Annotated in this window: 8 protein-coding genes and 1 tRNA gene; 7 read left to right on the forward strand and 2 right to left on the reverse strand. The window is 64.6% G+C overall.

Translation table 11 applies throughout. The annotated features are described in order from the left end of the window. The coding region (locus SGR02S_RS18435) for a thioredoxin domain-containing protein (protein WP_067113523.1) at nt 1-648 on the reverse strand (648 nt) is incomplete at its 3' end. Nucleotides 649-854: 206 nt separating this feature from the next. On the opposite strand from SGR02S_RS18435, the gene SGR02S_RS18440 reads away from it, so the two are divergent. The 3 genes from SGR02S_RS18440 (at nt 855) to SGR02S_RS18450 (ending at nt 2,489) form a co-directional block, all read left to right on the forward strand. Beyond that, nucleotides 855-929: transfer RNA gene (locus SGR02S_RS18440), tRNA-Gly, on the forward strand. A gap of 463 nt (nt 930-1,392) precedes the next feature. After that, nucleotides 1,393-1,749 carry a DUF736 domain-containing protein gene (locus tag SGR02S_RS18445; RefSeq protein WP_255211525.1) on the forward strand — a complete coding sequence of 119 codons (357 nt, stop codon included), beginning with the start codon at nt 1,393-1,395 and terminating at the stop codon, nt 1,747-1,749. A gap of 545 nt (nt 1,750-2,294) precedes the next feature. Then, nucleotides 2,295-2,489, forward strand: a complete 195-nt coding sequence (locus SGR02S_RS18450) for a hypothetical protein (protein ID WP_067113527.1) — start codon at nt 2,295-2,297, stop codon at nt 2,487-2,489. Nucleotides 2,490-2,623: 134 nt separating this feature from the next. Here the strand turns inward: SGR02S_RS18450 and SGR02S_RS20775 are convergent, their stop codons facing one another. Continuing rightward, complete coding sequence (locus tag SGR02S_RS20775) at nt 2,624-2,995, reverse strand: LysR family transcriptional regulator (protein ID WP_293862207.1); 372 nt, start codon at nt 2,993-2,995, stop codon at nt 2,624-2,626. A gap of 237 nt (nt 2,996-3,232) precedes the next feature. Here SGR02S_RS20775 and SGR02S_RS18455 point away from each other — a divergent pair, with 237 nt between their 5' ends. The 4 genes from SGR02S_RS18455 to SGR02S_RS18470 all read left to right on the forward strand — a co-directional run. Next, entirely contained in the window at nt 3,233-3,841 is a 609-nt protein-coding gene (locus SGR02S_RS18455) for a TetR/AcrR family transcriptional regulator (protein WP_067113536.1), read from the forward strand. After that, nucleotides 3,838-4,869: a secretion protein HlyD gene (gene hlyD, locus SGR02S_RS18460; protein ID WP_067113539.1), complete on the forward strand. Its 1,032-nt coding sequence runs from the start codon at nt 3,838-3,840 to the stop codon at nt 4,867-4,869. The genes SGR02S_RS18455 and hlyD overlap by 4 nt, the downstream gene beginning before the upstream one ends. 1 nt (nt 4,870) lies before the next feature. Continuing rightward, nucleotides 4,871-6,643 (forward strand): ATP-binding cassette domain-containing protein, encoded by a 1,773-nt coding sequence (locus tag SGR02S_RS18465; protein ID WP_067113542.1) that lies wholly within the window; start codon nt 4,871-4,873, stop codon nt 6,641-6,643. After that, nucleotides 6,640-7,213: ABC transporter permease (locus tag SGR02S_RS18470; protein WP_156483130.1), on the forward strand; the 574-nt coding region annotated here is incomplete at its 3' end. The genes SGR02S_RS18465 and SGR02S_RS18470, both read left to right, overlap by 4 nt.

The raw sequence follows: 7,213 nt of genomic DNA on the forward strand, positions 1-7,213 counted from the left end.
GTCGGGCGCGTCGGCGGCGAGCGCCAGCGCGCTGCGCGCCTGCGCGATCGCGGGGTCGCCGGCGATTTCGGCGGGCAGCGCGTCGAGCACGCCCTGCGCGCCCTCGCGGTCGCCCGCGAGCAGCATGGCGCGGATCAGCCCGCCGTGCGCGGCGGCGTTGTCGGGCGCGATCTCGACGATCTGGCCGAAGATGCCGACGGCGCGCTGGCCGTCGCCTTCGGCAAGCACGGCTTCGCCCATTTCGAGCAGCGGCGCGATCTCGACCGCGCGGACGCCCGCCTCGCTTTCGATCGGAAGCTGCGCGAGGAGCTGGTCGAGCATCGCCTTGAGCTGGCTCTCGCTGCGCGCATTGGTCAGGTTGGCGACCGGCTGGCCCTGGAAGATCGCATAGACGGTGGGGATCGACTGGACCTGGAACTGGCTGGCGATGAAGCGGTTCGCGTCGACGTCGACCTTCGCCAGCACGACGCCCTTGTCGGCATAGTCGGCGGCGACCTTTTCGAGCACGGGGGCGAGCTGCTTGCACGGCCCGCACCATTCGGCCCAGAAATCGAGGATGACGAGCTTGCTCATCGAGGGATCGACGACGTCGCGGCGGAAGGCTTCGACGGCTTCCTTGTCCTGCGCATTGAGACCGAGCGTGGCCACGGATGATTGCTCCTGCTTGTGCGTTCTGCCGGGTCCGGCGCGGCGGTTGCAGCGCCGGGCCGGACTGTGTCGATCCGCTTATGTGGGAATTGAAGGCGGCTTGCCAACCCTTGCGCGAAAAAGCGCAAACAGGGCTTGCCGACTCTCCGAGCCGATGCTAATCGCGCTCCTCACCCGCTGGCACCACCCGGTCGCCAGCCGCCAGAGCGGGCGTAGCTCAGGGGTAGAGCACAACCTTGCCAAGGTTGGGGTCGAGGGTTCGAATCCCTTCGCCCGCTCCAAAAACTTCAAGAAAATCAGTGGGTTATACAAGGTCGCGAAAGCGGCCTTCTTTCATTTTTGGGCTGGGCTACAACCGGGCTACAACGCATTCCAAGGTATGAGCGAGCCGGAGTCCCCAAAGTCGTTCATCGGAGCAGTGCGGTAGCATCGGCGAAGGGCTGGTTAAGCCCCGGCTTTCACGCTCCTTCGTGATACCGAACCGTCGTTGACATTGCTTCGACCAGTGACCGTAAAGCGCCTCCGATTATCTCACCATACCCCTGATCTTGCGCGGGATCGCCGCCCACGGGGCCTCTCCAATGGCTTGTCTGGTCGAGGTCCACCCATCTTCCCGCAACGGCATCGAACGGATTTTTCCGCCGCCGGACAAGCCGACTTTGCATCGCGAAACAAAAAAGCCGTCCGCCGCCGTCTGCCACTTCGTTCCGCCCTTCGGGTGCGGGCCGGTCGTCCCTCGTCCGGGTGACAGCCATCGAGGCCGCGATGGGCGCGGTCCCGAAGCAAGAAAGGACTAACGACATGATCTGCGGAAACTTCAAGGCAACCGATCGCGGCTTCCACGGTGAAATCCGGTTTTTCGGCACCAGCGAAAAGGTGGAAATCCTCCGGGTCGACGACAAGGCGAGCGACAAGTCGCCCGACTATCGCATCGTTGCCGCCGACGATGAGAGCATCGAGTTCGGTGTCGGCTGGCTCAAGTCCGCCAGGGACGGAAAGCCTTACGCTTCATTCAATCTCAATCCGGTCCTAGCGCCGGACGTTCATCTTCGGCTTGTCTCGACCAAGGTAACCGGCAAGTTCGAGTTGAAAGTCGACTGATCGCGAGAGCGTCCCGTCAGTAAGGCGGGGCGCTCTCAATTTTCGACAAAGGATCTGCGCCGGGTGAAACCGTATCGGCCGTCGTGATCTGGCGGGACCGATCGAAAGCGAGATCGGCCTTGGGGCCGCGCCGGCGCCATGCGGCAGCTTCCTGTGCGTCGCCATGACGGCGTGATCGTCGCCAGGGACAGCCTCCATGTGGTCTTGCGCACTGTAGACCGGATGGCAGATTTTTCGGGCTTTGCCGGGAGCGTCATCTCTCCCGTCCTGCCTGCGTGACCGCCCCTCGCGGCCTCTCTCGTGGCTGTTCTGACCGGGGCCACCTGTCGGCGCAACGGCGCCGGGCCGCTTTTTTCCGCCGTGCTGGCGCGCTTTGCATCGCGAAGCAAAAAAGCGGCCCTTCGGCCGTCCGATGGCCGCAAGCCCACCCCGCCGCGCGAGCGCGACAGGAACCCCGAGCCAGCGGTGCGCCGCCGAATGTTCCCGGTCCCTGAACCGCCACGAGACCGCATGGAGCGGTCCCGAAGCAGGAAAGGACGAACAAGATGCTCGAATATCTCCGCACGGTGCTGGCCGAATTTGCGATTACCACCGTCAACGTCACAACGCTGGACGATATGTATGAGGCGGCCACCCTTGTCGCCGTCGATCGCTTCGGGATCGTCCTTGCGGTCAAGCACAGGCATGTAGCCATTTGCCTTCCATGGAACACTGTCTTTGAGATCGAGATCGAGGAATAACCGGCAGACTGCAAGAGCGTCTCGCCAGCGATGGCGGGGCGCTTTCTTCTTTCATAAAGCAGCGTGCGCCATCGACCGTCGTGTCGGCCCGGTGGCCGAGCCGGTATCCCGGCGATCATTTTCTTGAGTGGGAATCAGGGCGCTCCGCCCCCGCTCCCCAGCAACAACAATCGGCCGGACCGGGTTGGCGCCAGGGCGCCCGTCCGCACCACTCCGGCAGATTCTTGCTGCCCCCCACACCCCCGGCTGCTCGACGCGAAGGCAGGAGCGATGGCCCAGCCATCGCCCTGCTGGCGATTTGAAGAAAGGAAAGCAGTCATGGACAATATCAGGCACGGCGACGGTGGCAGCGCCCAATACTGGCAGGAGCGCCGCGAAGCCTTCTCGATTTCGAGGATGTGTCGGCTGAGCGTAGCTTGTTTGATATTCATGTTCCGCGCCGCCCGGCTGAAACTGCCCGCTTCGGCCGCCGCAAGCAGGTAGCGTAGCTGGCGTAGTTCGATCATACCTCAACTCACTTCGTTCACATCCAGTCCGCGCAAATGGATCAAGCTGGCAACGCGATTGGTTCGAAGCCTTAGTTTACCGCGAAAGGCCGCTCGGGCACGCTGTGACCGACCTTCAGGCCTTCTCCTCTCCCGCTCTTGACGTTCATGAAGTTTGCCCCTCGGCGGTTCCCTCTTGCGGTTGGTATACGAAAAAGATAGAAAGTAATAAATTACTTTCTTTTGAAGGCGCGAACAATGAATGGGCGTTCCAAACATCTTCCCGCTGACGAGCGACGGGCGGCGACCGTGGAGGCGGTGGTCGACCTGGCCGCGGAACAGAACCCGAGCGACATCACAACGACGGCCATCGCCCAGCGGATGGGTCTGACCCAGGGCGCTCTCTTCCGCCACTTCCCGACCAAGGACGCCATCCTGCAGGCGGTCATGTCCTGGGTGACCGAGCGGTTGCTCGCCCGCGTGGACAAGGCGATCGAAGAAGCCGCCTCTCCGGCTGCCGCGCTTGAGGCGGTTTTCATGACGCATATCGATTTCGTGTCTGACCACCCCGGTGTGCCGCGAATGCTGTTCGGGGAGTTGCAGCGACCGGGCGAGACGCTTCCCAAGCGCATGGCCCAGACCCTGATCCGCCATTATGGCGAACGGCTGCATACCCTGCTCGACGCCGGAAAGGCACGGGGCGAACTGCATGCGGACCTCGATCCGGAAGCCGCGGCCACCCTGTTCATCGGCACGGTCCAGGGCCTGGTCATGCAATCCATGCTGGCGGGCGATGTGACCCGCATCCGCAGCGATGCGCCCGGCGTGTTCGCCATCTATCTGCGCGGCGTCGGAGCATCATCATGAAGAACATCCGCCTGTCCGGCACGACAAAGCGGATCCTGATCATTGCGGCCGTCATCGCGATCATCGGTGCTGGATGGCTGTGGATGCAGCGGGGCAGCCGCGACGGCGACGCCCTCAATCTGTACGGCAATGTCGATATTCGGGAGGTGCAATTGGCCTTCCGCCAGTCCGGCCGCGTCGCGCAGATGCTGTTCGATGAAGGCGATCATGTCGAGCCGGGCGCACATATGGCGACTCTCGACGCGCAGCCGTTCGAGGAAGCGCTCGCGGCCGCCGACGCCGCCGTAGCGGTCGCACAGGCAGACCTCGACAAACTGCGCCGCGGGCTGCGGCCGCAGGAGATTGCGCAGGCGCAGGAGGCCCTCAATCAGGCCCTGGCCGTCGCCAGGGACACGGAGCGTAATTTTGATCGGCAGAGCCAGTTGCTCGCGTCGGGAGCCGCCAGTCAAAAGACGGTCGATGCCGCGCGCACTGCGCGCGATCAGGCCGCCGCCAGTGTCAAAGCGGCCCGGGCCGCGCATTCGCAAGCCACCGAAGGGTTTCGCAAGGAAGACATCGCGGCCGGGCAAGCCCGCCTCGCCGCCGCACAGGCAGCACGGGCTCAAGCCGCCACCGCTCTTGCCGACACGGTTCTGCTTGCACCCGGCACCGGCACAATCATCGCACGGGTGCGCGAACCCGGCAGCATGGTTGTCAGCCAAAGCCCGGTCTATAGCCTCAGCCTTGATGCACCGGTTTATGTCCGCGCCTATGTCGGCGAACCGGATCTGGGGCGCATCGCGCCCGGAATGCGGGTGCGCGTTCGCAGCGACTCGTCCGACAAGACCTATCAAGGCCAGATCGGGTTCATATCACCGCGGGCGGAGTTCACGCCAAAAACGGTAGAAACCACCGATCTGCGCACGGATCTGGTCTATCGCCTGCGGATCGTGGTCACCAATGCCGATGCTGCGCTGCGTCAGGGCATGCCGGTAACGATCGAGGTCGAAGCCGGACAAGCCACCGGCGCGCGCGCCAAAGGCCGCTGACGTGCCGCCCGCCACCGCGCCACAGGAGCAAAATGGCGATGTCGCGGTCGTCATCGACAGGTTGAGCAAGCATTTCGGCAGTGCGCCTGCGTTACAGGATCTCAGCGCGCAGATAAGCTATGGCCGACTGACCGGGCTGGTCGGGCCGGACGGCGCGGGCAAGACCACCCTGATGCGTATCCTGACAGGACTGCTGGTGCCGAACAGCGGCCACGCCACGGTAGCGGGCTTCGATGTGGCGGACGACAATGACGCCATCCATGTTGCGACAGGCTACATGCCGCAACGCTTCGGGCTCTACGAAGACCTGTCGGTCATGGAGAATATGCGCCTCTATGCACAGCTGCGCGGCATGGATGCCGATGGGCACACCGACCTGTTTGCCCAATTGCTCGACTTCACGCGCCTTGCCCCTTTTACCGGACGCCTGGCGGGCAAGCTCTCCGGCGGCATGAAGCAGAAGCTGGGCCTCGCCTGCGCGTTGATGGCCCGGCCTGCCGTCCTGCTGCTCGACGAACCGGGCGTCGGCGTCGATCCGGTCAGCCGTCAGGACCTGTGGCGCATGGTGCAGGCGCTGACCGACGAAGGGATGGCCGTGGTCTGGTCGACTGCCTATCTCGACGAAGCCGAACGCTGCGACAATGTGCTGCTGCTCAACGAAGGGCAGCTCGCTTATGACGGACCGCCCGGAGAGCTGACCGCGCGCCTTACAAGCCGGAGCTTTCGGCTGGAACAGGTCGGCGAGCGGCGGCGGGCCGTGCTAGCCGAAGTGCTCAGCCTGGACAGTGTCGGCGACGGGGTGATCCAGGGCGCCGGCGTCCGCGTGGTGCTGCGCGCCGATGCGGGAACCGAGCAAATTAGCGCGCTCGCCGATCGGGTCGGCGCGCAACTGAAAGCGGTGCCTGCCCGCTTCGAGGATGCCTTCATTGATCTTCTGGGCGGCGGTCCGGGCGGCACATCGGCGCTTGCCGAAGGGATGCCGCCGGTCGAACTGGCTTCAGACGTTGCCGTCTCCTGCCGCGATCTGACCAAGCGTTTCGGCGATTTCACCGCCACCGACATGGTGAGCTTCGAGGTCCGCAAGGGCGAGATATTCGGTCTGCTCGGGCCGAACGGCGCCGGCAAATCGACTACCTTCAAGATGCTGTGCGGCCTGCTCAAACCCACCAGCGGCGAAGCGCAGGTGGTGGGGCTGGACCTGCGCCGGGCGACCGGTGCTGCCAAAGGCCAGCTTGGCTATATGGCGCAGAAATTCTCGCTCTATGGCCTGCTGTCCGTGCGGCAGAACCTGGAGTTCTCCGCGGGCGTCTATGGCCTGAAAGGCGCCGCGCGGCAGGCGCGGATCGACGAGATGATCGACATCTTCGGGCTGCAACCCTGGCTGTCGGCGGCGCCGGAGTCCCTGCCGCTCGGGGTCAGGCAACGTCTGGCGCTGGCCTGCGCGGTGATGCACCGCCCGCCCGTGCTGTTCCTGGATGAACCGACTTCGGGCGTCGATCCCATCACGCGCCGCGAATTCTGGACCCATATCAACGGCCTTGCCCGCAAGGGGGTGACGGTGATGGTCACCACCCACTTCATGGACGAGGCGGAATATTGTGATCGGGTGGCGATGCTCTATCGCGCCCGGCTGATCGCGCTCGACACGCCGGACGCCCTCAAACGCGGCGCGGTCAGCGATCTCCGGCCGGACCCGACCATGGAAGACGCCTTCATTCATCTGGTCGAAGCCGAGGACCGCGCTGACGAAGCCCGCAGCGGAGTTGCCGCATGAACGGCGCGGGCGGATTGCGAACGGACCTTCAAGCCATGCGCCGCTTCGATCCGAAGCGCCTTTGGGCGCTGGTGTTCAAGGAAAGCCTGCAGGCGATGCGCGATCCGTCCACGCTGCTGATCGCCTTCGCCCTTCCGGTCGTGTTGCTGCTGCTGTTTTCCTATGCGGTGTCGCTCGACGTGCGCGCGGTGCGCATCGGTGTCGTGCAGGAATCGCAGTCTGCTTCGGCGCAATCGCTGGCCGCCGCCTTCGCCGGCACCCGTTATCTGGACGTCACCTTCGCCCATGACCGGCGCGAGGTCGCCGACCGGGTTGTCTCGGGCGACTTGCGCGGATTGGTGGTGATCCCGCAGGATTTCGAGCAGCGCCTGGCTGATCGCGGCACGCGACCTCTGGTGCAGATCATCGCCGACGGTTCGCAGCCCAATACCGCCAACTATGTCACCAACTATGCGCAGGGCGTGGTGCAGACCTGGCGGGGCGGGCTTGATGGCGAGACGCCACGCTCGGTCGTCACGATGGAGCCGCGCTACTGGTTCAACGCCGAACTGGAAAGCCGCCGCGCGCTGG

The organism is Sphingopyxis granuli NBRC 100800 (assembly GCF_001591045.1).
GTDB lineage: Bacteria > Pseudomonadota > Alphaproteobacteria > Sphingomonadales > Sphingomonadaceae > Sphingopyxis > Sphingopyxis granuli.

Bases quoted from the DNA above. Each gene is read 5' to 3' on its own strand.
- SGR02S_RS18450 (WP_067113527.1), top strand. From the start codon at position 2,295: ATGCTCGAATATCTCCGCACGGTGCTGGCCGAATTTGCGATTACCACC.
- SGR02S_RS20775 (WP_293862207.1), bottom strand. From the start codon at position 2,995: ATGATCGAACTACGCCAGCTACGCTACCTGCTTGCGGCGGCCGAAGCG.
- SGR02S_RS18455 (WP_067113536.1), top strand. From the start codon at position 3,233: ATGAATGGGCGTTCCAAACATCTTCCCGCTGACGAGCGACGGGCGGCG.
- hlyD (WP_067113539.1), top strand. From the start codon at position 3,838: ATGAAGAACATCCGCCTGTCCGGCACGACAAAGCGGATCCTGATCATT.